The organism is Desulfofundulus thermosubterraneus DSM 16057, from assembly GCF_900142025.1.
Classification (GTDB): domain Bacteria; phylum Bacillota; class Desulfotomaculia; order Desulfotomaculales; family Desulfovirgulaceae; genus Desulfofundulus; species Desulfofundulus thermosubterraneus.
Genome location: NZ_FQZM01000085.1, coordinates 1 through 2500, shown reverse-complemented (window position 1 = coordinate 2500; position 2500 = coordinate 1). Strand labels below are relative to the sequence as shown.

The following is a 2500-nucleotide window of genomic DNA, read 5'->3' as shown; positions in this document are numbered from 1 at the left end:
AACGGTAAACCGGTGGCCCTGGACATGCCGGGGAAGATATTAGACGGCCGCACCCTGGTGCCCCTGCGCTTTATCGGCGAGTCGCTGGGCGCCAAGGTGGACTGGGACGAGACGCAGCGCACGGTGGTGATCCGTACCGGTAGAGACAAAGTGATGGAGGCTTCGGAGCCTGCAGCGGCTGTACGGCAGAAGAGGATAACGGTTACGGAGCATTTCGTTACTCCCCAAGGAGAGATTGAAAAGCGTACAGTCCGCGTGCCCTCTCCGCCCCAGAGGGTGGTTGTTACGGGAAGCTACCAGGCGGAGATTCTTAAGGCACTGGGGCAAGAAAAAAAAGTCGTGGGTGTTTACGACTATACGAAGAAAAACCAGAAGTGGCTTGGCTACGTTGAGAAAGTGCCCAGTGTTGGTAGCGCAGTTACACCTAACGTAGAGCTGATCATTTCCCTGAAGCCCGACCTGGTGCTGGAGTGGGCTATGAAACCGGAAATCAGGAAACAGCTCGAGCGGGCGGGGATTCCCGTAATGAGAGTTTACGGATACAACCAGAATTTTTTGGGCAACGAGATCCGGACCCTGGGGCTGATTTTCCAGTGCTCGAAGCGTGCGAACGCATATGCGGATTATATTGAAAAGCACTGGCGGATGATTTCGGAAAGAACGCAAAAGCTGCGACCAAATCAGAAACCGAGGGTATACTCGGAAAGCTCGACGAAAGAGTGGGGAAGTTCCGGTGTTGGTACCGGCACCCATGAGCTGATTGAGCGGGCCGGCGGCCTCAATATAGTAACACCGCTTCGCTTAGCTTACCCCACGGTTACACCGGAGTGGGTGGCGGCAAAGAACCCACAGGTGGTGGTCAAGCACGTTTCTGCTGATTATGGGGGTGTTACAACAAGAGGCATCGGTTTCGAGGCCAAAACGGTAACTGAGCTGGCTTCATTACAGCAAAAGATCATGGCGCGGCCAGCCCTCAAAACTACTGCGGCGGTGGAAGGGAAACACGTCTACCTGATTTCATCTTCTATAGCCGTTGGGCCGCGGAGTGTGGTTGGCCTCTGTTATCTAGCCAAATGGCTGCACCCGGAGCTCTTTAAAGACATAGACCCGGAGGCGGTGCACCGGGAGATGCTCAAGAAGTTCTACGGGGAGGAGCTTAAAGGCGTATGGGTTTATCCGTCGAAGTAGGTGGCCCTGGTCCGGGGGCAGATATAAGTGCTATTAAAACGGCATATTCCCGCCACATTGGTCGGAAAATCCTCCTGGTCGGTGTTTTGCTCGGCTTAACCGGTGCTACTGCCCTGGTGGCTACCGCGGTGGGAGCCGCCGGGATAAGTGTGGCGGACGTCTGGCGGGTAATTCTTTCCCATCTGGGTGTGCCGGTAACCCTGGAAAGTGATCTGGCCGAGACGGTGGTCTGGGAGATCCGCCTCCCCCGCATTCTGCTGGCCACCATCACCGGGATGAGCCTGGCCGGGGCCGGGGCGGTGATGCAGGGGGTGCTGCGCAATCCCCTGGTCTCGCCCTACACGATGGGGCTTTCCAGCGGCGCGGCCTTTGGGGCGGCCCTGGCCATCGTGCTGGGGACGGGCTTGGTGGGCGGGAACTACCTCGACGTATCGCGCTGGCTCATCGTTACCAACGCCTTCATCTTCGGGGGGTTGACCACACTCCTGGCTTTCTCCCTGGCCCGGTTTAAGGGTATGGCACCCGAAACGCTGGTTCTGGGCGGGGTGGCCGTGGGCTATCTCTTCCAGGCAGGGGTATCGCTTTTAAAATACATTTCCAATAACGATGCCTTAAAGGAACTCGTCGTCTGGCTGATGGGCGGCTTCTGGGGAGCGGACTGGCAGACGGTGATGCTGCTTACTCCGGTGGTGCTGTTCTGTATGGCCGGACTGCTCCTGTACGCCTGGGATCTCAACGTCCTGGGGGCCGGGGAGGAAGTGGCGGCCAGTCTGGGGATCAAAGTGGGGCGCCTGAGGGTTTATACCCTAACTCTGGCTACCCTTGCTGCTGCAGCTACGGTGGCCTTCACCGGCATCATCGGGTTTGTCTGCCTGGTGGGGCCGCACATCTGCCGGATGCTTGTGGGCAGCGACAACCGGTTTTTGATCCCCTGCTCCTGCCTGATGGGAGCGGTGCTCCTGCTTCTGGCCGATACCCTGGCGCGGACCATCATTGCGCCGGCGGAAATTCCGGTAGGGATTATCACCGCCCTGATGGGCTCTCCCTTTTTCATCTACCTCCTACTCAAGAAAAAGCGGCAGTGGTGGGGGTAGGTTCAGTAAAGAGGAACCGGGAAAGGAGGTGGTGGAGGCAACCGGTTTATATAAGCGGCTTTCGACGTCAAGGTTAAGGGAGGGGGCGTGTAATTTTGTCAGCATGCAGAAAAAGAATCATATGACGGAGGGTCTTTAATGCCAGGGATTAAAAAAGCTGTACTTCTTTTCTTATGTCTGGTGTTTCTTTTTGCCCTGTCCGGGGGAAATGTTCTTCC

General features: G+C 57.0%; 2 protein-coding genes. Both read left to right on the top strand.

Translation table 11 applies throughout. The annotated features are described in order from the left end of the window. The coding region (locus tag BUA65_RS17415) for an ABC transporter substrate-binding protein (protein ID WP_242656392.1) at positions 1–1188 on the top strand (1188 nt) is incomplete at its 5' end. After that, positions 1167–2282: a FecCD family ABC transporter permease gene (locus BUA65_RS17410; RefSeq protein ID WP_072871655.1), complete on the top strand. Its 1116-nt coding sequence runs from the start codon at positions 1167–1169 to the stop codon at positions 2280–2282. The genes BUA65_RS17415 and BUA65_RS17410, both read left to right, overlap by 22 nt. The last annotated feature ends 218 nt before the right edge of the window (positions 2283–2500 follow it).